Source organism: Plantibacter sp. 2H11-2 (genome assembly GCF_050031945.1).
Lineage (GTDB): Bacteria > Actinomycetota > Actinomycetes > Actinomycetales > Microbacteriaceae > Plantibacter > Plantibacter auratus.
The window spans coordinates 696,190-715,876 of the sequence record NZ_JBNBBL010000002.1 but is presented as its reverse complement, the minus strand read 5'-3'; the positions used below and the strand labels follow the sequence as shown (position 1 = coordinate 715,876).

22 protein-coding genes are annotated in these 19,687 nt (G+C 71.2%); 11 read left to right on the top strand and 11 right to left on the bottom strand.

The window, feature by feature from the left end; genetic code table 11:
* Positions 1-35: 35 nt before the first annotated feature.
* The 3 genes from ACQG07_RS07665 to ACQG07_RS07655 all read right to left on the bottom strand — a co-directional run bounded on the left by ACQG07_RS07665 (position 36) and on the right by ACQG07_RS07655 (position 3,304).
* A complete protein-coding gene (locus ACQG07_RS07665; RefSeq protein WP_426737944.1) occupies positions 36-1,808 on the bottom strand; it encodes a glycoside hydrolase family 3 protein in 1,773 nt (590 codons plus the stop codon).
* A 136-nt stretch (positions 1,809-1,944) separates the two neighbouring features.
* Positions 1,945-2,898 carry an alpha/beta hydrolase fold domain-containing protein gene (locus ACQG07_RS07660; protein WP_426737943.1) on the bottom strand — a complete coding sequence of 318 codons (954 nt, stop codon included), beginning with the start codon at positions 2,896-2,898 and terminating at the stop codon, positions 1,945-1,947.
* 40 nt (positions 2,899-2,938) lie between these two features.
* Complete coding sequence (locus tag ACQG07_RS07655) at positions 2,939-3,304, bottom strand: MerR family transcriptional regulator (protein WP_426737942.1); 366 nt, start codon at positions 3,302-3,304, stop codon at positions 2,939-2,941.
* A 121-nt stretch (positions 3,305-3,425) separates the two neighbouring features.
* Between ACQG07_RS07655 and ACQG07_RS07650 the strand changes: the two genes are divergently transcribed.
* From ACQG07_RS07650 to ACQG07_RS07630, 5 genes are read left to right on the top strand one after another with little or no spacing between them, the layout of a single operon-like run.
* Positions 3,426-4,622, top strand: a complete 1,197-nt coding sequence (locus tag ACQG07_RS07650; protein ID WP_426737941.1) for an MFS transporter — start codon at positions 3,426-3,428, stop codon at positions 4,620-4,622.
* Between the two features lie 50 nt (positions 4,623-4,672).
* Positions 4,673-5,524, top strand: coding sequence for a siderophore-interacting protein (locus ACQG07_RS07645; protein WP_426737940.1), 852 nt, complete (start codon positions 4,673-4,675; stop codon positions 5,522-5,524).
* A 56-nt stretch (positions 5,525-5,580) separates the two neighbouring features.
* Positions 5,581-6,516, top strand: a complete 936-nt coding sequence (locus ACQG07_RS07640) for an ABC transporter substrate-binding protein (RefSeq protein ID WP_426737939.1) — start codon at positions 5,581-5,583, stop codon at positions 6,514-6,516.
* Positions 6,513-7,568, top strand: coding sequence for a FecCD family ABC transporter permease (locus ACQG07_RS07635; RefSeq protein WP_426737938.1), 1,056 nt, complete (start codon positions 6,513-6,515; stop codon positions 7,566-7,568). The genes ACQG07_RS07640 and ACQG07_RS07635 overlap by 4 nt, the downstream gene beginning before the upstream one ends.
* Positions 7,565-8,593, top strand: a complete 1,029-nt coding sequence (locus ACQG07_RS07630; RefSeq protein ID WP_426737937.1) for a FecCD family ABC transporter permease — start codon at positions 7,565-7,567, stop codon at positions 8,591-8,593. The genes ACQG07_RS07635 and ACQG07_RS07630 overlap by 4 nt, the downstream gene beginning before the upstream one ends.
* Positions 8,594-8,611: 18 nt before the next feature.
* Here the strand turns inward: ACQG07_RS07630 and ACQG07_RS07625 are convergent, their stop codons facing one another.
* The 4 genes from ACQG07_RS07625 to ACQG07_RS07610 all read right to left on the bottom strand — a co-directional run bounded on the left by ACQG07_RS07625 (position 8,612) and on the right by ACQG07_RS07610 (position 10,324).
* Complete coding sequence (locus ACQG07_RS07625) at positions 8,612-8,851, bottom strand: helix-turn-helix domain-containing protein (protein ID WP_079706965.1); 240 nt, start codon at positions 8,849-8,851, stop codon at positions 8,612-8,614.
* Complete coding sequence (locus ACQG07_RS07620; protein WP_137243480.1) at positions 8,851-9,501, bottom strand: DUF2975 domain-containing protein; 651 nt, start codon at positions 9,499-9,501, stop codon at positions 8,851-8,853. The genes ACQG07_RS07625 and ACQG07_RS07620 overlap by 1 nt, the downstream gene beginning before the upstream one ends.
* A 100-nt stretch (positions 9,502-9,601) precedes the next feature.
* Entirely contained in the window at positions 9,602-9,934 is a 333-nt protein-coding gene (locus tag ACQG07_RS07615; RefSeq protein ID WP_426737936.1) for a biopolymer transporter Tol, read from the bottom strand.
* Positions 9,935-10,015: 81 nt separating this feature from the next.
* Positions 10,016-10,324 (bottom strand): hypothetical protein, encoded by a 309-nt coding sequence (locus ACQG07_RS07610; RefSeq protein WP_079706962.1) that lies wholly within the window; start codon positions 10,322-10,324, stop codon positions 10,016-10,018.
* 283 nt (positions 10,325-10,607) lie between these two features.
* On the opposite strand from ACQG07_RS07610, the gene ACQG07_RS07605 reads away from it, so the two are divergent.
* Positions 10,608-11,093, top strand: a complete 486-nt coding sequence (locus ACQG07_RS07605) for a pyridoxamine 5'-phosphate oxidase family protein (RefSeq protein WP_064294726.1) — start codon at positions 10,608-10,610, stop codon at positions 11,091-11,093.
* A 21-nt stretch (positions 11,094-11,114) separates the two neighbouring features.
* Here the strand turns inward: ACQG07_RS07605 and ACQG07_RS07600 are convergent, their stop codons facing one another.
* Positions 11,115-12,527, bottom strand: coding sequence for a PLP-dependent aminotransferase family protein (locus ACQG07_RS07600; RefSeq protein WP_426737935.1), 1,413 nt, complete (start codon positions 12,525-12,527; stop codon positions 11,115-11,117).
* On the opposite strand from ACQG07_RS07600, the gene ACQG07_RS07595 reads away from it, so the two are divergent.
* Together ACQG07_RS07595 and ACQG07_RS07590 are read left to right on the top strand one after the other, a co-directional pair.
* Positions 12,526-13,440, top strand: coding sequence for a DMT family transporter (locus ACQG07_RS07595; RefSeq protein WP_426737934.1), 915 nt, complete (start codon positions 12,526-12,528; stop codon positions 13,438-13,440). The two genes, ACQG07_RS07600 and ACQG07_RS07595, sit on opposite strands and share 2 nt — an antisense overlap.
* Before the next feature lie 7 nt (positions 13,441-13,447).
* Positions 13,448-14,065, top strand: coding sequence for an FMN-binding negative transcriptional regulator (locus tag ACQG07_RS07590; RefSeq protein ID WP_426737933.1), 618 nt, complete (start codon positions 13,448-13,450; stop codon positions 14,063-14,065).
* On the opposite strand, the gene ACQG07_RS07585 is transcribed toward ACQG07_RS07590, so the two are convergent.
* Complete coding sequence (locus ACQG07_RS07585; RefSeq protein WP_426737932.1) at positions 13,983-15,008, bottom strand: DMT family transporter; 1,026 nt, start codon at positions 15,006-15,008, stop codon at positions 13,983-13,985. The two genes, ACQG07_RS07590 and ACQG07_RS07585, sit on opposite strands and share 83 nt — an antisense overlap.
* A 32-nt stretch (positions 15,009-15,040) precedes the next feature.
* Here ACQG07_RS07585 and ACQG07_RS07580 point away from each other — a divergent pair, with 32 nt between their 5' ends.
* Positions 15,041-15,628, top strand: coding sequence for a TetR/AcrR family transcriptional regulator (locus ACQG07_RS07580; protein WP_426737931.1), 588 nt, complete (start codon positions 15,041-15,043; stop codon positions 15,626-15,628).
* 54 nt (positions 15,629-15,682) lie between these two features.
* Positions 15,683-16,492, top strand: coding sequence for an SDR family oxidoreductase (locus ACQG07_RS07575; protein WP_426737930.1), 810 nt, complete (start codon positions 15,683-15,685; stop codon positions 16,490-16,492).
* Here ACQG07_RS07575 and mmuM read toward each other — a convergent pair.
* A complete protein-coding gene (gene mmuM, locus ACQG07_RS07570) occupies positions 16,489-17,388 on the bottom strand; it encodes a homocysteine S-methyltransferase (RefSeq protein WP_426737929.1) in 900 nt (299 codons plus the stop codon). The genes ACQG07_RS07575 and mmuM overlap by 4 nt on opposite strands.
* A 237-nt stretch (positions 17,389-17,625) precedes the next feature.
* On the opposite strand from mmuM, the gene ACQG07_RS07565 reads away from it, so the two are divergent.
* Positions 17,626-19,212: an MFS transporter gene (locus ACQG07_RS07565; protein ID WP_229939599.1), complete on the top strand. Its 1,587-nt coding sequence runs from the start codon at positions 17,626-17,628 to the stop codon at positions 19,210-19,212.
* On the opposite strand, the gene ACQG07_RS07560 is transcribed toward ACQG07_RS07565, so the two are convergent.
* Positions 19,193-19,678: a Sec-independent protein translocase TatB gene (locus ACQG07_RS07560; protein WP_426737928.1), complete on the bottom strand. Its 486-nt coding sequence runs from the start codon at positions 19,676-19,678 to the stop codon at positions 19,193-19,195. The two genes, ACQG07_RS07565 and ACQG07_RS07560, sit on opposite strands and share 20 nt — an antisense overlap.
* Positions 19,679-19,687 lie beyond the last annotated feature (9 nt).

The window sequence follows — 19,687 nt, the reverse complement described above, 5'->3', positions numbered from 1 at the left end:
CCGGGGACGGGTGCTCAGGGACCGGGGACGGGCGCTCAGCGACCAGCGGGGTACGTGAGGCCGTGGCCGAAGCGGAAGAGCGGGTCCTCGGTGTCGTAGGGGACGTCGGACCGACTCGCCTCGACGGCCGCCATCGAGCGCGGCAGGTCGAACGGCAGCCGGCCCTCCGGCAGCGCCCGACCGAAGACGACGTCGAGGAACGCCGCGTCACTGCCGCCGAAGCTCGCGACGAGCGCCGCGACCGCGTCCACCACCCCGGTGAGGATCGCCGGTCGGTCGAGATGCATGTCGAGCACGGTCGGCACCGTCAGCGCGAGCACGCGCAACCGCTCGACCTCGTCGGCCGGGATGTCGAGGGAGCCTGCGTGGAACATGGCCTCGAAGCCGCCGGGCCGCGGTTCGTACGGCGTCTGCATGCGCACGAGGGCGACGTCCGCCGAAGCCGGATCCGCGACGACCTCGCCGTACGCGCCCGCGACCTCGGGATCGACGCCCTCGAGGTACAACCGCGGACGCGGCGAGCGCACCGGCAGCGTCTCCTCCACGTTCGTCAGGACGGTGAACGCGCGACGCTGTGCGGCCTCGCCGGCGGCGACGAAGTCCGCGCGGCCGACGATCCCACTCGCGGCGCCCGCGTCCACGTACGGCTGCTCGAAGAGCCCGAGCACGAACTTCTCGCGCAGCAGTCGGCGCACCGAGGCGTCGACACGGTCCTCGGTGATGCGCCCCTGCTCGACGAGTTCGACGACGAGCTCGGGTCGGGCCTCGCCACCGAACTGGTCGCAGCCGGCCTGCAGGATGCGCTCGACCCGCGACAGCTCGTCGAGGTGCTCCAGGCCCCAGGCCCGCGCGGGCATGTCCTGCCCCATGATCGACGTGTCGGTGACGAGTCCCCAGTCGGTGCAGACGATGCCGTCGAAGCCGAGCTCCTCGCGGAGCAGCCCGGTGATGATCCCGTGGTTGAAGGCGAACGCGACCTCCTCGTGTCCGGTCCCGACGGGCATCCCGTAGTACGGCATCATCTGCGCGGCTCCGGCGGCGATCGCGGCGCGGAACGGGATGAGGTGGTAGTCGAAGTTGTCGCCGGGGTACACCTGCTCGCGCCCGTAGGCGAAGTGCGGGTCCTCCCCGTCGAGCTGGGGCCCACCACCGGGGAAGTGCTTCGTCATCGTGGAGACCGACTGCGGCCCCAGTTCGGCACCCTGGAACCCTCGGATGTAGCCGACGACGAGTTCGGCACTGAGCTCGGCGTCCTCACCGAACGTGCCACCGATGCGCGACCAGCGCGGCTCGGTCGCGAGGTCGACCTGCGGGTGGAGCGCCAGCCGGATCCCGACGGCGAGGTACTCCTGCCGCGCGGTGTCGGCGAACGCCTCGACGAGGTCGACCGATCCGATCGCCGCGAGGCCGAGCGTCTCGGGCCACTGCGAGAAGGCGCCCGCGCGGGCCGCCGTCCCCACGTTGTCGGTGAAGTGGTTGCGCGGGTCGGTCGACAGCGTGACCGGGATGCCGAGTCGCGTGCGCGACGCGCGCTCCTGCAGGGCGTTGGTCCACTCGGCGAGCGCCGTCGTGTCGGGCGCGGTGCCGAGCACATTGAAGTGGGACATGAGCTGCTCGCCGATCATGTGCTCGCCACTCGCGAGTCCCATGTGCGGGTTCGCCTCGTCGATGGGCCCCGGGGCGATCATCGTCTGGAAGAGCATGCCGGACTTCTCGGCGACGGTCATCCGTCCGAGGAGGTCCTCCACCCGGTCCTCCACCGGCAGGCTCGCGTCGCGGTAGGGCAGCGCCGGTTCATGCTCGCTCATGGGTGGTCCGTTTCTCGTCAGTGAGTGGGGCGGCGTCGGGATCACCCGGGCTCGGGCGAGCCGGAAGCGAAAACCGAACTCCGTTCGGGAACGGAGCGTGACTCCAGTATGCCCGCTGACGAGGATCACGCAAGACTCAGTCGGCGTGATTCCCCATGGCGCGCAGCCCGTCGGCCAGCCAGTCCAGCGACGGGGAGACGCCTGGCGCGACCGGATGGCGATTGAGGTGGCCATGGAGGACGCCTGGCTCGAGCCGACTGCGGACGGGAGCACCGGCGGCCTCCGACGCCGCGATGAGCAGCTCCCCCGACGGCCGGAGGTCGTCGAACTCCGAGAGCAGGACCCACAGCGGCGGGCGGTCCGGGGTCACGGGGACGATTCCCGGCAGGGCGAGCTCGGGCACGTCCTCCAGGCGACCGACGTAGTTCCCGACCATCCAGTCGATCGACTCGGTCGGGAACCGCATGAAGTCCGGGAGGACCGCCATCTCGGCCAGGACGTCCGCGGGCAGGGCTGGCACGACGGCGTGCAGGAACGGGTAGGCCAGCAGCACGGCGTCCGCACGTCGATCGCTGCGGAGTGACGCAGCGAGCGCGAGGGCCGCTCCGGCGCTGGCCCCACCGATGGCCGTCCGCGCACCGGGAACGGCCGACCGCTCGTCGTCGAGCTGCTCCCAGACCGCGAGCACGTCGTCGAGCGGCACCGGGTATCGCGTCGTGCCGTCCGCCAGTCGGTAGTCGACGGAGACGACCTCGGCACCAGCTCGCGCCGCCAGTTCGGCGCTCACGACGTGCGCCTCCGGCCAGTCGAGCGTCCCCGCCGCGAAGCCGCCGCCGTGCACCCAGAGGAGGGCGACACCACTGGGGTCGGCCGGGACGTAGCGTCGGATCGGGACCGTGCCGTGCGGACCGTCGACGACCTCGTCGGTGATCACCACGTCGCCCGGCGGGCTCCACGGCCCGTCGTCGCCGTAGGCTGCGAGTCGTTCCTGGAACGCCTCGTCGAGCGTCCCGCCGGCGGCAGCGCGATCGGCGTTCGAGAACCCGTCGAAGAGGCTCAGGCGGTCGCGGTAGTACGGATCGAGTGACATGCGCCGAGCCTACCCAGCCGACTCGGTCGACTCGGCCGACTCAGACCACGACGCCGCCGACGCGGTGGAGGTAGACGTCGATGGCGTCCCGGCTCTCCTGGATGCAGCCGAGCTTCGCATCCAGTCGCTCGCGATGCTCGAGCAACTGCTCCAGCACCTCCGCCGAGGGCGTCACCTGGTAGATCGTGTCGTCGTCCTCGAAGCAGGGCAGGACCTGGAGGATGAGCGCGGTCGGCATGCCGACGGCGATCAGCTCGCGGATGCGCTGCACCTTCGCGACGAGGTGGTCCCCGTACTCGCGGTACCCGTTCGGGCAGCGGGTCGGGCGCAGCAACCCCTGTTCCTCGTAGTACCGGAGCAGCCGCGGCGTGCTCCCGGTGGCCGCCGCCAGTTCGCCGATGCGCATGCAAGACCCCTTCGACCGAGTTGTGTCCTCTTGGAGCAGCCGTCGGTGCCGGGCGGATATTCCCGGCGCACCCTCGTCGACTTGACCCTGCCACCAGTGGCAGGCCGGGAGACTCACCGACATGACCACCGACAGCGTGCGCACGGCACGATCCACGACCCCTCCTGCCACCCGAACCCGCTCTCCCCTCCCGACCGCGCTGCTCCTCGCCGCCGTCGGATTCGTGACGCTCCTCACCGAGGTGCTCCCGGCCGGGGTCCTCCCCTCGATGGCCGCCGATCTGGGCGTCTCGGAGTCGATCGCGGGCCAGAGCGTCGCCGTCTTCGCACTCGGTTGCATCGTCGCCGCGATCCCGATCAGCCGTGCGCTCGCGAAGCTCGACCGCCGGACGGTCGTACTGCTCGCCCTGATCGTCTCGGCGCTCGCGAACGCCGGCACGGCCGTCGCGCCCGAGCTGCTCACGCATCTCGCGACCCGGTTCATCGCGGGGCTCGTGGCCGGCGTCGTCTGGGCGATGCTCCCTGGGTACACCCGCGGGTTCACCACCCCGGAGCGGTTCGGCTCCACCCTCGGCGTCGTGCTGTCCGGTGCCACACTCGGCTTCGCGCTCGGCGTCCCGGCCGGCGCGGTCCTCGGTGAGGAGTTCGGTTGGCGCACGGTGTTCGGGATCGTCGCCGCCGCCACCGCGCTCCTCGGCGTCCTCGCGGTCGTCGTCGCTCCCCGCGTGGCAGGCAGCGCCCACGGGCGTTCGACACGCATGGGTGCGGCGCTCCGCATTCCCGCGGTCGTCACGATCCTCGTGGCCCTCGCCGTCTGCATCATCGGCCAGAACATCGCGTACACCTACCTCGCACCCGTCCTGTCCTCCCGCGGGACGCCGGTGCTGCTCGGGTTGCTCCTCGCCACGTTCGGTGTGGCGTCGGTCGTCGGGACGCTCGGCGCCGGACGGCTGGCGAACCTGCGCCTCGGGACGACCATCCTCACGGCCGCCTTCCTCGGGACCGTCGGCCTCGCCGTCGTGGCCTGGGATCCCCCGGTCGTCGTCCTCCTCATCGCCGCGGCGGGCTGGGGGCTCGCCTTCGGCGCCTACTCCGTGCTCTTCCAGGTGGCGATCGCCCGGGTCGCCGGGAACGCTGCGGACGCGGCGCAGTCGGCGCTCGTCACGGTGTGGAACTGCTCGATCGCCACCGGCGGCGCGGTCGGCGGGATCATCCTCGGCACCTGGGGCCCGGCCCTGCTCCTCCCGGCAGCGGCCGCGCTGACCGTCGTCGCCATCCCCCTCTGCGCCGTGATCGCACGCGCCGTCCGCCGCGGGTGAACGATGGAGGACCCGGCACGCCAGCGCCGGGTCCTCCTAGACTCGATGCGATGCCCGTCCCGTTCCTCCACTCGCCGAACATCCTGTTCGACACGGTCGTGGACCGCACGGAACGGCTGTCCCCCGGCTTCCTCCGCCTCACCCTCGCCGGTGCCTCGCTCGCCGACTTCGCCCCGTACGAGCGGGACCAGCGGATCAAGATCCTGCTGCCGGGAGACGACGGCGCCTACCCGGAAGGACTCCACGACGGCCTGCCGGAGCACGCGTGGCGGCGCACCTGGCGCGCACTCCCACCGGCGGACCGCCCGGTGATGCGCAGCTACACGGCCCATCGCGTCAGGCCGGCGCAGCAGGAGGTCGACCTCGACGTGTTCATCCACGAGCCGGCGGGCCCGGCCAGTCGATGGGCGCTCGGCGCGCGGGTGGGCGACCGGCTGCTCGTCTCGGGGCCGGACATCCGTCGCGGCGACCCGACACACGGCGTCCAGTGGGCGCCCGGCACCGCGACGACCGTCCTCATCGCCGCCGACGAGACGGCCTTCCCCGCCGTCCACGGGATCCTGCGTTCCCTCGACGAGGACGTCCGCGCCCACGTCCTCCTCGAGCTCGGCGACCCCGCCGACACCGCCCTGCTCGGGCCGCTGCTCGAGCGTCACACGGCCGAGGTCCATGAACGGGCCGCGCAGGCGGGCGGTGACGCGCTCGTCGCCGGCGTCGAACAGTGGCTCCGGACACACGGGTCGTCGGCGGCGACTCTGGGCACCGGCTTCGCCGCCTGGCTGGTGACCGAGAGCACCCGGATCCCCCTCCTGCGCGCTGCGACGACCGACCACGGGATCGACCCGGAGCGCGTCCATGGGCAGGGCTACTGGAACGCTCGCCCCAGAGCCACACCCGAATGAAGGTTATGCTTGCCTTACTCGGTCGCATGCGTCGCGACCCGTTCGAAAGGTGATCCGTGCCCCTCCCCCTCGCCCATCGTCGACGTCTCGTCGCCGTCGCCGCCCTCTCCATCGCCGCCCTCGGCCTCTCCGCCTGCAGCAGCTCGAGCGCCTCGACCCCCTCGGACACCGCGACGAGCGCGACCCACGTCATGGAGCACGCCCACGGCGAGACCAGCATCCCCGACGCACCCAAGCGGGTCGTCGTCCTCGAACCGGTGCAGCTCGACACGACCGTCGCGCTCGGCATCACCCCGGTGGGCGCGGCGGTGCTGAACGAGACCGCCGGCGTCCCCGCCTACCTCGGCGAGCAGGCCGCCGACATCCCCACCGTCGGGACCGTGGCCGAGCCGAACGTGCAGCTGATCGCCGCCGCGAAGCCCGACCTCATCATCGGCACCGAGTCGCGGCACTCCGCCCTGTACGACCAGTTGTCCGAGATCGCTCCGACGGTGTTCATGGCGACGCAGACCGACCCCTGGCGCGACAACGTGCAGTTCGTCGCCGAAGCACTCGGTGACCCGGACGGCGCGGACGAACTCCTCGACGCCTACGACGCGCGCTGCGCGGAGATCGCGAAGGAGCACGACACCGCCGGCAAGACGGCACAGCTGATCCGCCCCCGCGACGGCGTCCTGACGCTCTACGGCCCGACCTCCTTCGCCGGCAGCACCCTCGAGTGCGCCGGGTTCACGACGCCCGAACACGCCTGGGAGGACATCTCCCTCGACCTCTCCCCCGAGCGCGTGCTCGAAGCGAAGGCCGACCAGGTCTTCGTGACGAGTGTCGATCCCGACGACACCTCGACGCTGCCCGCCTCCCTCACCGCGAACACCGACGCCTTCCCCGAGCTGCACCTCGTCGACCAGTCCTTCTGGATCACCGGCGTCGGCCCCCTCGGCGGCATGGCCGTCCTCGACGACCTCGACCGGCTGCTCTCCGACGGGTCGTGACGAAGCCGACCACGATCCTGAACGTCAGCGACACCTCGGTGGGACGGCGGGCGCCGCGGCGACACCGCCCGCTCATCCCACTGCTCGCGGGCGTCGCGGCGCTCGCGGTCGCCGTCCTCCTGTCGCTGTTCGTCGGCGCGAACCCGATCGCTCCGGATGACGTCCGTGCGGCGCTCCTCGGCACGGGCTCGGACGAGGCGAACTTCGTCGTGTGGGATCAGCGGGTGCCGCGCACGGTCGCGGCGCTGGCCGTCGGTGCAGCTCTGGGCGTCGCTGGCGCGCTCATGCAGGCGTTCACCCGGAACCCGCTCGCCGACCCCGGCATCCTCGGGGTCAACGCCGGGGCAGGCTTCGCGGTCGCCGTCGGCCTGGCGTTCCTCGGCGTCCGGGCGCCGGGCGACATCGCCTGGCTCGCCTGCGGTGGGGCGCTCGTCGTCACCCTCGTCGTGTACGCGATCGGTTCCGGCGGGCGTGAGCAGTCCTCCACCGCCCGCCTCACCGTCACGGGTGTCGCGTTCGGTGCCGTACTCGCCGGGCTGACGACGGGGATCGCCATCACCCACCCCGACGCGTTCGACCGGATGCGCGGCTGGAACGCCGGCAGCCTGCTCGAACGCGACCTCGGTGTCGTCGTGCCGGTCCTCCCCTTCCTCGCCGCGGGGCTCGTCCTGGCCGCGGCGAGCGCGCGGAGCCTGAACGCGATCGCCCTCGGCCCGGACGTCGCCAGAGCACAGGGCGTCAGCGTCACGCGCAGCCGCATCCTGGTGCTCGCCGCGGTGACCCTGCTCGCCGGCGGCGCCACCGCGATCGCCGGGCCGATCGCCTTCGTCGGCCTCGTCGTGCCCCACCTCGTGCGCTGGTCGGTCGGCAGTGATCAGCGCCGCATCCTCGGGGGTTCGGTCCTCGTCGGCTGCGTCCTCGTGCTGTGCTCCGACGTCGTCGGACGGATCGCGGTGCTCCCAGGTGAGATGCCCGTCGGGCTCGTGACCGCGTTCGTCGGGGCGCCCGTCCTCATCGCGCTCGCCCGACGCAGAACGGCCTCGGGACTGTGAGCACGACACGGGAACAGGTGACCGCCGGTCCGATCACCGGGCGCCGACCGGCACGACGAGCCCTTTTCGTCTGCGCCGCCGCACTCCTGGCGATCGTCGTCGCGGGGATCGCCGGTCTCGCGCTCGGCGACTACCCGCTGACCACCGACGAGGTGATCGGCGTCCTCACCGGACGCGTCGACGGCCTGGCGCGCACCGTCGTGCTGGACTGGCGACTGCCCCGCGTGCTCGCGGCGATCGGCTTCGGCGCAGCGCTCGGTGTCTCGGGAGCGATCTTCCAGACGCTCACCCGGAATCCGCTCGCGAGCCCCGACATCATCGGCCTCGCGAACGGCTCGTTCACCGGGATGCTCGTCGCGCTCCTCCTCCTCGGCGGCAGCTGGCCGGCGTTGATGGCCGGGTCGCTGCTCGGCGGCCTGGCTGCCGCGGTCGCGATCTTCATCCTGGCCCTCCGCCAGGGCTTGTCGGGCTTCCGCTTCATCGTCGTGGGCATCGGCGTCTCGGCCATGCTCGCCGCGTTCAACAGCTGGCTCCTGCTCCGGGCCGACCTCGACGTCGCGCTCTTCGCGGCGGCCTGGGGCGCGGGGACGCTCAACACCGCGACCGCGACCGTCGTCTGGCCGGCACTCGCGTGCCTCGTGGTGCTCTTCGTGGCCCTGCCGTTCGCCGCCCGCGCGCTCCGCCAGCTCGAACTCGGCGACGACGTGGCTGCCGCGACCGGAGTGCGCCTCACCCGCCAACGCGCCATCCTCATCGGCCTCGCGGTCGCGCTGGTGAGCGCGGTGACCGCGGTCGCCGGCCCGATCGCGTTCATCGCCCTGGCCGCTCCGCAGATCACCCGCCGGCTGACCCGCTCGCCGGGCATCCCGCTGGTCGCGACGGGGCTCGTCGGCGGCGTCCTGCTCCTCGCATCCGACCTCGTGGCCCAGCACCTGATCCCGCTGACGGTGCCGGTCGGCGTCGTCACGGTGGTCGTCGGCGGGCTGTACCTCACGCAGTTGCTGCTCCGGGAACGCCGGCGCTGACGGTCGGTACCGGACCACTCAGCGGGCGTCGTCGAGCTCCAGCAGTTCGCCGACCGTGCAGTCGAGCACCCGGCAGATCGCCGTCAGCGTCGAGAACCGGATCGCCTTCGCGCGGTCGTTCTTCAGCACCGACAGGTTCACCACGCTCACCCCGACGAGCTCGCTGAGCCGGGCGAGGGTGAGACCGCGGTCGGCGAGCAACCGGTCGAGGTTGCAGTGCACGCCGGTCGCGACGTCCTCCTCGGGCGCCGGCACCATCAGACGAGCCCCTCGGTGTCGGCGCGCAGGCGCTCACCGGCGCGGAAGGCGATCGCGAGGCCGCCGACCGCCATGGCGACGAAGAACGGGATCCAGGTGAGCGGGTAGGGGGTTCCTTCGACGGCGCCGTCGGTCGCGGCCGCGAGCGCGCCGTTGGACGCCATCGTGCCGAACCAGGTGTCCGCGATCCACCCGCAGAGGATGGCGATGGAGGCGATCGAGAGCAGCCGTGCGTTCCCGGGCGCGAAGGCATCGCCACGCAGCAGGCGGCGGAAGAAGCGGAACGCGCAGACGATGACCACGAGGTTCGCGATCGCCGGCAGGATCGCGGCGAGCAGCACGCACACGAAGGTCACCACCGGGAGGTCGGCCACGACGACCGAACCCTGGTCGATCGTGAAGGCGCCGGCTCCTGCCGCACTCGGCAGGACAGCGTCGACGGCGTCGAAGAACACGGGCACCCGGGTCCCGTCGGTGCCGAAGACGTCGAGCAGCCGGAGGACGAGCGTGACGACGACAGCCCCTGCCGCGACGACGGCGGCACCGAGCACGGACACGAGGTCGTTGCGGTTGGAGCGCTCGGTCTTCGCAGCCTGCCAGGCCGCGTGGTCGAAGGCGGACGGCGTCGGGCGATCGGTGGACTCGGTCATGATCATCACATCCATATCGATTGTCGTTGGTATCGATAAACGATATGCCGAGACCGATCAGAACGCAAGAGGGGGCGGAGAGCACGTCCACCCGACCGGATCACCCGGGCGGTGACTCGTCGAGCGCCTCGAGCTGACGCAGCGCCGCCTCGGCGCGCTCGAGTCGATCAGCCGCCGGCTCCTCCCACCACTTCGGGCCGCGTTCACCGAGCCCGTGCTTGGCGAGGCCGACGCGACGGCGGGCAGCAGCGACAGCGTCGTCGTCACCCGCCCGCTTCGCGACGCCGACGCCCGAGCGCCCGCGGCCGAGATGGGACTGCAGGGACGCGACGAGCTCCGACGGCAGACTCGGATCCGTCCGGCGCCAGCGCCTGCCGTTCACGACGAACCAGTGCTCGTCCTCCACCGGCCCGTCGTCCGATCGCGGCGTCACGGGTGCCTCCCGGAGACGACGCAGGGCCCGGCCCACCGCGAATGCGGACGAGACCGGACCCTGGAGGTCATGACGACGCGATCAGCCGTTCTTGACGGCGTCGAGCACGCCCGCCCAGCCGAAGGCGGAGATGGCGTCGGCGAAGGTCGAGTCGCCTCGTCCCTCGCCGATCTGCTTGCCCGAGGCGTCGCGGACGACGACCGTGTGGTCCTTCTCGGCCTCGGTGCCGTTGCCCTCCTCGATGAAGTCGATGTGGATCTCGCTGTCGCCGAGGGTGCCGGTGACCGTGGTCGTGGCGTCCTTCTCGGTGGTCTTCGTCGTGAGGAACGGACCGCCGCCAAGTGCCGCGAGCGCCTCGTTGATCTGGTTCGTGAGCGATGAGGTGTTCATGTGTCTCTCCCTACGGTGGTGAAGAGTCCAGGGTAGTGAGCGGACCCGGGAACGGCGGGAGCATGGCGCTCGCGCACGAGATGTGCGATGGGGCGACTGGAGACGTCGACTGGAGTCGGCGATCGGACACGGCGACCGAAGTCGCCGCAGGAGCAGAAGATCCGCCTCGCGTCAACGGTCGGCACCATCCAGGTGCGGTCGGAGCCGCGAGTCGTAGGCTGCGAGCCACGCAGACCGGCACCCCGACACCGACGGGCCGGTCGACGAGACGAAGGAGACCCCCATGGCCGGAGACACCGACCCCTACACGACCCTCAACAAGCTGCTCGCGGACTTCCGCTTCGCGATGCTCACCACGGTGGACCTCGACGGCAAGCTCGTCGCCCACCCGCTCACCGTCCAGGAGCGCGAGTTCGACGGCGACCTGTGGTTCATCGTCGGCAAGGACGCCTCCGCCGTCCAGCAGCTCGACGTCAACCCGAACGCCGGCGTCACGCTGAGCTCGGACAGCTCATGGGTGTCGCTCGCCGGCACCGCCGAGCTCGTCGAGGACCACGCCAAGCTGGAAGAGCTCTGGAACAGCGTCGTCGAGGCCTGGTTCCCGGACGGCCCCTCCGACCCGCGCGTCGGTCTGCTGAAGTTCTCGGCCGACAGCGCCGAGTACTGGGACAGCCCCGGCGGCAAGATCGCGACCGCCGTCGCGTTCGTGAAGTCGAAGGTCACCGGCGAGACCTACGACGGCGGCGACAACGCGAAGCTCGACCTGTAACGAACGGTCGCCTGGACACCGTCAGGCGCGTTCGTCCGCCAGGACACCGCCGAGGATGCGGGCCGCCTCATCGAAGCGACCCGCGTCCTCGCCGGAGTAGTTGACCCGGAGGTAGGGCCCCGCGGGCTCCGCCGGGAACCACTCGGTGCCGTCGGAGACGATGAGCCCACGGCTCTCGCAGGTGCGGACCACGCGCGGCACATCGGTGCCTTCCGGGAGCCGCAGCCACAGGTTCAGTCCACCGAGCGGCAGCCGCTCGAGGTGCGCCGTCGGGGCGTGATCGCGCAGGCTCGCGACGAGCAGGTCCCGCCGGGCCCGGAGGAGCGGTCGCAGACCACGGAGGTGCGACCGCCACCCGGGCTGGGTGACCACGTCGAGGGCCGCGGCCTGCAGGACCCCACTGATGTACATCGACTCGGCGGCCAGGTCGGCCAGGATCCGGTCGTGGGCGGGCCCCCGCGCGATGACGGCGGCGACCCGCAGCGCCGGCGAGACGCTCTTGGTCAGCGACCGCAGGTAGATGACGTGTCCGTCGTCGTCGAGCGCGGCGAGCGGCCGGGCATCGACGTCGATCGCGAGGTCGTGCGCCCAGTCGTCCTCGATGAGGAACGCGCCGTGCCGCCGGACGGTCTCGAGGATCGCGACCCCCGTCTCCGGCGACCAGCGGCCGCCGGTCGGATTCGCGAAGGTCGGCTGTACGTAGAACGCCCGCGCACCGGTGTCCTGGAACGCGCGCTCCACGACGTCCGGGTCCGGTCCGTCCGGGCCGGTCGGCACGGGGACCAGCGTCACACCCGCCTGCTCGGCCGCGAGGATCGCACCCCAGTAGCTCGGCGACTCGATGAGCATCGGCTGCCCCGGGCCGACGAGTGCCCGGAAGATCGAGCTGAGTCCGCTCTGGCTGCCGGAGATCACGATGACGTCCCGCGCGGTCGGCGGCGTGACTCCGGGCGGTGCGGCTGCCGCGAGGTCGGCTGCGAACCACGCCTGGAGTTCCGGCGACCCGGCCGCCGGCGATCGGGTCATCGCCACGTCGGTGCGGGCGGCACGCGCGAGCGCGGCGCGGACCAGCCGTTCAGGCAACAGTTCTCGGGCGGGGTATCCGGAGTGCATCGCGATCGCGGCGGGTGCGACCGACCGTTGCGCCGAGGACAGCGCGCCGGAGCGCCACGGCAGCGCGCCGAGCGCAGCGGTCTGCCAGCCGTAGTCGACCGACCGCGCCGGACGAGCCGCACGCACGAAGGTACCGACGCCCGGTCGACTCTCGATGAGCCCTCGGCCGGCGAGCTGGCGCATCGCGTTCTGGACGGTGACGGGGCTCGCTGCGAACTCGGCGGTCAACGCCCGATTGGAGGGCACGCGTGCACCCGGAGGTGCCGCTGCGATCCAAGCGGTCATGGCGGCGACGATCCGCCCGGTGCTATCGTTGTCCATGAGCCCACAGAGTAGCGTTATCGTGACGCCGGCGCGAGTGTTATCCCGTACCGGGCTCGGCTGGGGCTTCCTCGGCGTCCTGGCGTTCTCCTTCACGGTCCCCGTCACGAAGGTCGCACTCGTCGGACTCTCGCCACTCTTCATCGGTTCCGGGCGCGCGGTCATCGCAGCCCTGCTCGCCGCGATCACCCTCGCCACGCTGCGAGCGCGACGACCGACCGGCGTGCAGTGGGCTCGCGTCGCGATCGTCGCCGGCGGCGTCGTCGTCGGATTCCCGCTCCTGACCTCCTTCGCCCTGACCACCGCTCCCGCCGGTCACAGCGCCGTGGTGATCGGCCTCCTCCCGGCGGCGACGGCGGTCGCCGCCGTCCTCCGGGGCGGCGAGCGCCCGACGCGTCGCTTCTGGATCTTCGCGGGGTCTGGCGCGGTCGCGGCGATGCTGTTCGCCTCGGTGCAGCACGGCGGCCTCGCGCCGCTGGCCTGGTCGGACCTCCTCCTCCTCGGCGCCGTCGTCGCGGCCGCCGTCGGCTACGCGGAGGGCGGACTGCTCGCCCGGGAGCTGGGCTCCTGGCAGACGATCTCCTGGGCGCTCGTCGTGGCAGCACCGCTCATGGTCGCCCTCACAGCGCTGTCGATCGTCCAGCAGCCGCCGACCGCAGCCATCGGCAGCTGGCTGGCGTTCGGCTACCTCGGCGTCGTGAGCATGTTCCTCGGCTTCTTCGCCTGGTATCGCGGACTCGCGATCGGCCCGATCGCCCGGGTCAGCCAGATCCAACTCGTCCAGCCGGTGCTGAGCATCGTCTGGGCGGCCCTCATCCTCCGCGAGCGACTCGACTGGGCCACCGTGCTCGGCGGGCTCGCGGTCATCCTGTGCGCCGGCCTCGCCGTCCGCACCCGTCTCGACCGGAAGTGACCCCACCATGCGCCACACCCCCACGTACCTGATGACCGACGTCGACGAGGTCAAGCGCCTCATCCGCAACCACCCGTGGGTGACGTTCGTCTCGCCCGCGAGCACCGGTCTCGTCGCCTCCCACTATCCGGCGATCCTCGAGGAGGACCGGGACGAGCTGTCGATCGTCAGCCACTTCGGCCGACCGGACGAGCACTCGCACGAGCTCGGCGAGCACGAGATCCTCGTCATCGTCCAGGGACCGCACGACTACGTCTCGCCGAGCTGGTACCCGGAGGGCCAGCTGATCCCGACGTGGAACCACGTCACCGCGCACCTGTACGGCACGCCGGAGGTCCTCAGCGAGGACGAGAACTACGAGATGCTCTCGCGACTCACCGACCACTTCGAGGACCACCGACCGGACGGCCGCCACCTGTCCCAGGACGAGGCCGGCACCCGGCGCGCAGCGAAGGGGACGGTCGGCCTCCGGATGCGCGTGACCCGCTTCGACGCCCGTGCGAAGCTCAGTCAGAACAAGACGCCCGAGGTGGTCGACGACATCACCGCACACCTTGCGGAGCGGAATCCGGCACTGGCCGAGGAGATGCGCCGTCAGCAGGATCGGCGGCCGGAGGGGCACTGACCCGACGGGCACTGACCCGACGGGCATCGACGCGACCGCGGGCGTCGCTCACGAGCACGAGGGCGACGCCCGCCGCACTGAGCAGGAACCCGCCGGCCGTCATGAGCGTGAACGGCTCCCGGAACAGGAGCGCACCCGCGACGGCGGTCGTCGGCGCGACCAGGAACAGGAGCGCGTTGAGGACCGTGACCCCGATGCGACGCAGCAGCCACCAGTAGAGCCCGTAGGCCGACAGCGTCGGGACGAGCGCGAGGAAGAGCGTCGTGAGCCAGAAGGTCGCGTCGCCCGGCGGTACCGCCTCACCGGTCGCGAGGGCGAGCACGGCGAGGAGCACCATGGTCGCCGTCGCGTGGACGGTGAGCGTGAGGAGGACAGGGGCTCGGTGCGGCGAGCGCCGTTCCAGGATCGTCGCGGTGATGAGGCTGACCATGGCCAGTGCGGGCAGGGCGTAGGCGATCGGCGGTGCGTCCGAGGCGCCGAACTGGGACTGCACGATGAGGAACACCCCGACCGCGCCGATCCCGAGCCCCAACCATTGAGCGCCCGGGACGCGCACGTGCAGCAGCGGTCCGGCCAGCGCCGCGATGACGAGCGGCTGGACGGCGTCGATGAGCGCGGTCGTCCCGGTCGAGATGCCCACGGCGACCGAGGCGTAGACGAACACGACGTAGCCGAACTGCGCGAACAGGCCGATGACGAGCTGCGACCGCACCTGTGCCCGGGTGGCGTTCCGCCACTGCCCGCTGAGCAGTAGCACGAGCGCGAGCCCCACGGCGAGCGGTACGAACCGCCAGAGGAGCACGGTGAGCACCGGCACGTCCTCGGTTCCGATCTTCGCGACGATGAACCCGGAGCTCCACGCGAGGACGAACCCGATCGCCGCGAGGGGGACGATGACCGCGCGGATCGCACGAACCACAGGTATACCGATCTGTTTACTCATCCCGGCAGTATACAGACTGGTATAGTCTTCGCATGACGGTCGACACTCCAGAGCTCGCACCCCTCACGCCGGGTGCCCGACGCGTGCTCGACGCCGCCTCCGTGCTCTTCTACGAGAACGGCATCCACGCGGTCGGCGTCGACACCATCGCGGAGGCGGCCGGCGTCACGAAGAAGACGCTCTACGATCGCTTCGGCAGCAAGGAGGCCCTCGTGCTCTCCTACCTGCAGCATCGCGACGCCCGCTGGCGCGTCTGGGTCGACGAGTTCCTCGCCCGGCACCCGGAACCCGGCATCGACCGGGTCCTCGCGATCTTCGACGCGGCGATCGGCTGGTCGGACGACAACAGCCCCAAGGGCTGCAGCGCCGTCAACGCCCGCGCGGAGATCCCCGACCACGCGACGAGCGGCCTCGTCCTCCCCGAGGTCACCCGACAGAAGCAGTGGCTCCTCGACCGCTTCGCCGAGCTCATCACCGAAGCCGGCCTGTCGGACTCCGGGGCGCGCGCCCGCGAACTCATGCTGCTGTACGAGGGCGCCATCGTGACGGTCGGGATGCGCACCTTCCGCGAACCGTTCGAGACCGCCCGTGCGATCGCCGGTCGACTCCTGGCCGCCTGACCGGAGCCGGCGCCGTTCTGTCGCCGACAATCGGACATCGCGTAGGGTCTCGGGATGGACTTCACCGACGACGCCATCGCCGCCGACCACGAGAACAGCACCGACCGCATCGCCATCATCACCGGAGTCGGGCGCCGCCGCTCGATCGGCGCGGGACTCGCCACCGGTCTCGCCGCGGACGGCTGGAACCTCGTCCTCAACGCCTGGCGGCCCTACGACGAGCGCCTCGGCTACGAGCGGACCCCCGACGACCCCGAGTCGATCGCCGACGAGTGCCGTGCGCTCGGCGTGAGCGTCGAGCTCGTGCTCGGCGACCTCGCCGACCCGACGTTCCCGGCCGAGCTCGTCGGGCGGGCGGCGCAGCTGGGTCCCGTGTCGGGGCTCGTCATGTCGCACTGCGAGTCGGTCGACAGCTCGATCCTCACGACGGACCTCGACAGCTGGGACCGTCACTTCGCCGTGAACGCGCGCGCGACGTGGCTGCTCATCAAGGCCTTCGCCGAACAGCTCCCCGTGCAGGAGGCGCCGCCCCGGGTGGCCGGTCGCATCGTCGCCCTCACGAGCGACCACACCGTCCACAACCTCCCCTACGGCGCCAGCAAGGGCGCGCTCGACCGCATCGTCACCGCAGCGGCAGTGGAGCTGGGCGACCGCGGGGTGCGGGCGAACGTCATCAACCCGGGTCCGATCGACACGGGTTGGATGACCGACGACATCCGTCGCTGGGGCACCGAGGCGACGCCCGCCGGCCGGCTCGGTACGCCGTCCGACACCGCCGACCTCGTCCGCTTCCTGTTCTCGCCGGCCGGGTCCTGGATCAACGGCCAGGTGCTCTCGAGCAACGGCGGGTTCAACGTCGGCTAGGGGCGTCCCTCCCGGCCGATCCGCGCACGGATGTCGGCGATGTCGGCCGGCATGATCCGGCAGCAGCCGCCGATGATCGTCGCCCCGGCCTCCAGCCAGGCCTCCACCTCGCCGACCCCGACGACTCCGCGCCAGCAGCGGGCGTCGGCGTCCCACTGCTCGCCGGAGTTCGGGTAGACCACCACCGCCTTGTCCGTCACGGACCGCGCAGCGGCGATGGCCGGGAGGACCTCGTCCGGGTGCGAACAGTTGACGCCGACGGCCTGGAACTCGTCGATCCCCTCAACGAGACGGAAGCCCTCCGCCATCGGTTCACCCGAGCGCAGACGACCGCCCTCCACCGTGAACGACAACCATGCCGGCTCGCCCGAACCCCGCACCAGATCGGCGAGCGCCGTCGCCTCGTCGAGCGTCGGGATGGTCTCGAGGGCGAGGAGGTCGGGGGCGGCATCGACCAGCACCGCCAGACGCCGCTCGTGCCACTGCCGCAGCTCGGTCCGGCTGAGACCGGAGGCACCCTGGTACTCCGACCCGTCGCCGAGCGTTGCGCCGTACGGACCGACTGACGCGGCGACGAGGAGCGGGGCGTCGGGGTCCGATTCCGACCGCGTGTCGCGCGCCGTCCGCGCCAGTTCGACGCTCGATCGCAGGAGCCGTTCGGTCTCGGGAGGCGCGATGCCGATGCGCTCGAACGCGTCGAACCCGACCTGGTACGACGAGGTGATGGCGATCTGCGCACCGGCGGCGAAGAACTCCCGATGAGCGTCCAGAATCGCCCGTGGCTCCTCGAGGAGCAGACGAGCGCTCCACAGCGCGTCGGAGAGGTCGTGCCCTCGGGCCTCGAGCAGCGTTCCGAGTCCGCCGTCGAGGGTCCAGACACCGCGCCGAACATCCATGCCGTCCATTGTGCCCGCACCACCGCGGGGAAGCGCGCCACTGGACACCTGGTATTGTCTATACCCGTCCAGAGCCGAGAGGACGCGTCCTCCCCGAGAACGACCCGCCACCCGACGTGAAGCTCCCCCGAGCTCCGTGCCAGTGCAGCATGGCGATCCTCCGGCATTTCTCGGGCACTGAGCGACTACGCGAGTGCCGAATGATTCAACACGACTGTCAGGAAACGAGTACTGCTTGTGAACTCCAGCGACAACGCGGCATCATCGTCCCCCGCATCCCCCTCCCCCAAAACCGGCCGGAAGCCGGCCCGCAAGACCAGGCGCCTCCGCGTCGACGACGTCCTCGTCGTCAAGACGTCCAAGGTCCGCACTGCCATCTCAGGCACCGTCGTCGGCAACTTCATGGAGTGGTTCGACTTCGGCATCTACGGCTACCTCGCGGTCACGATGACCGTCGTCTTCACCGAGGGACTCCCTCCTGAGGCCGGCATCCTCGTCACCCTGTTCGGTTTCGCCGTGTCGTTCCTCGTGCGTCCGCTCGGCGGGCTCGTGCTCGGACCGCTCGGCGACAAGATCGGACGGAAGAAGATCCTCTTCCTCACGATGTCGATGATGGCCGCGGCGACCGCTCTCATCGGCGTGCTGCCGACCGCCGCCCAGATCGGGCTGTGGGCCATCGCCCCGCTGTACCTCCTCAAGATGATCCAGGGCTTCTCGACCGGTGGTGAGTACGCCGGCGCTTCCACCTACGTCGCCGAGTTCTCGCCCGACCGTCGCCGCGGGTTCTGGGCCTCCTGGCTCGACGTCGGGTCCTACGTCGGCTTCGCGGCCGGTGCCGGGACCGTCGCCCTCACCACGCTGATCGCGGAGGGCCTCGCCGGTCCCGACGCGATGACCGAGTTCGGTTGGCGCATCCCGTTCCTCATCGCCCTGCCGCTCGGCGCGGTGGCGGTGTGGTTCCGCCTCAAGATCCCCGAGACCCCGGCCTACGAGGTCGCCGAGACCGCCGGTGGGATCGAGTCCGAGCACGAGGACCCCATGGCCCGCCAGGGTGTCTTCGGGATCTTCCGCCACTTCTGGCGCCAGATCCTCATCGCGATGGCGATCGTCGCCGCGACGAACACCGCCGGCTACGCGCTCACGAGCTACATGCCGACCTACCTCGAGAAGGACGTCGGCGTCTCCAACCTGACGGCCGCGGTCGCGACCATCCCGGTCCTGCTGATCATGTCCGCCTGCCTGCCGCTCGTCGGCCGGATGTCCGACAAGCTCGGTCGCAAGCCCGTCTACCTCATGGCCGTCGGTGCGACCCTCGCCCTCATGGTGCCCGCGTTCGCGGTCATGCAGATCGGTGAGATCTGGGCCATCTTCATCGCCCTCTTCATGGTGGCCGCCCCGGTCGCGCTGTGGGCGGGACCGTCCGCGGCCTCGCTGCCGGCGTTCTTCCCGACGGCGTCCCGCTTCGGCGCGATGGCGATCGCCTACAACCTGTCGGTCTCGCTCTTCGGCGGCACGACGCCGCTGTTCAGCGAGTTCCTCATCCAGCTCACCGGCAACACCTTCATGCCCGCGTTCTACATCATGTTCTTCGCGGCGGTGGCGGGCGTCGGCGTGCTCACGATGCGGGAGACGGCTCGTCGCCCGCTCATCGGCTCGGTGCCGACGGTCGAGACGAAGGCCGAGGCGGTGGAACTCGTCAAGGGGCAGGACGACAACCCGCTCATCGACACCCACACGATGCCACTCGACATCCTGCCGCCCGCGTCGACCAGCGGTGCCGCGGCGGACGGCCAGGACGGACGCGTCACGACGCCCGCCGGCTAGCGGGTTCGTCGACGCGTTCGTCGAGGACGACGCGTTCAGTGATCACGATCGGGGCGGGTGCGCGGTGCGCATCCGCCCCGTCGCGTCCCACCCGCTCGAGGAGCGCGGCCTGCCAGCCGCCGCTCGCGACCGGCTTCGCCGGGGCAGACGGTACGGACGGCTCCACCTGCGCCTCCGACGTCGTCGACGGCTCGAGCTGCGGGACCGACCCACGCTCCTCGACGAGTGCCTCCTGGATGATCCGTCGGGGATCGAACTGTCGAGGGTCGAGGCGTCTCCACTCGGTCGGGTCGAATTCGGGGCCCAGTTCCTCGGCGGCTCGCGCCTTGGTCGTGGCGACGAGGTCGCGCACGGTGCGGACGAGCACCCCGAGTCGCTCGGCGTACACCGGCAACTGTTTCGGGCCGATGAGCACGGCCGCGAGGATGCCGATGACGATCAGCTTGTCCATGGTGAGTCCGAACACGATGCGCTC